Source organism: Sphingobacterium sp. 1.A.5 (assembly GCF_002734235.1).
Taxonomy (GTDB): domain Bacteria; phylum Bacteroidota; class Bacteroidia; order Sphingobacteriales; family Sphingobacteriaceae; genus Sphingobacterium; species Sphingobacterium daejeonense.
Window position 1 is genome coordinate 1 of sequence record NZ_PEBA01000053.1, and the last position, 914, is coordinate 914.

Annotated in this window: 1 protein-coding gene; it reads left to right on the top strand. The window is 46.3% G+C overall.

The features are described from left to right. On the top strand, positions 1 to 914 hold a 914-nt coding region (locus tag CRT24_RS15690; protein WP_099372142.1), incomplete at both ends, for an IS4 family transposase.

The following is a 914-nucleotide window of genomic DNA, read 5'->3' on the forward strand; positions in this document are numbered from 1 at the left end:
ATCACAAGGGCATCAACAGTTGGACGCATTTTGTGAGCATGCTATTCTGCCATCTCTCTTCGGCAGATTCGGTTCGTGACATTTCTAATGGACTCCGCAGCACTACTGGCAACATGAACCATATGGGTATCTCCAGAACGCCGAGCAAGTCCAACCTTTCCTATATGAATGCTCATCGCGATCACGGTCTTTTCAGGGATCTGTATTATAAGCTTTTGGATCACCTATGGCAACAGCATACTCATAAAAGGCCGGAATTGCGAAGATTACAACGTAAGGTGTTTTTGATGGATGCTACCATCATTCCATTGTGCTTAAGCGTATTTGACTGGGCCAAGTTCCGTAGTGCCAAGGGAGCGGTGAAGCTTCACACCGTACTGGATTACGATGGCTGTATGCCAAGTTTCGTCCATATTACAGATGGCAAACAGCATGAATCCAAAATTGCTAAGTCGATGTCATTTCCCAAAGGTTGCGTGGTTATTGTAGACCGGGGCTATGTGGATTATGCCTGGATGAACGTTTTGGACAGCACCGGCTGTTTCTTTGTCACCCGAGCGAAATCCAACATGAAATATACCCTAGTGAAAACGGTAAAGAGCGAAGAGCTTCGTGCTGGCGGGATCCTTGAAGATCAGCTTGTTGAGCTTGACGGACTTGCCAATCAAAGGTATGCAGGAAAGAAGATGCGTTTGGTTCGCGTTTGGGACAGCACCAAAAACGTGGAATACGAGTTCCTGACCAATAATTTCTCCTGGAAACCAGCCACCGTAGCAGCGCTCTATAAAGAACGTTGGGAGATTGAAACCTTCTTCAAGCACCTCAAACAACGGCTTAAGGTAACCAGTTTTGTGGGAACATCTGAAAATGCAGTGTACATCCAAATATGGACTGCACTTATCGGGATCCTGCTC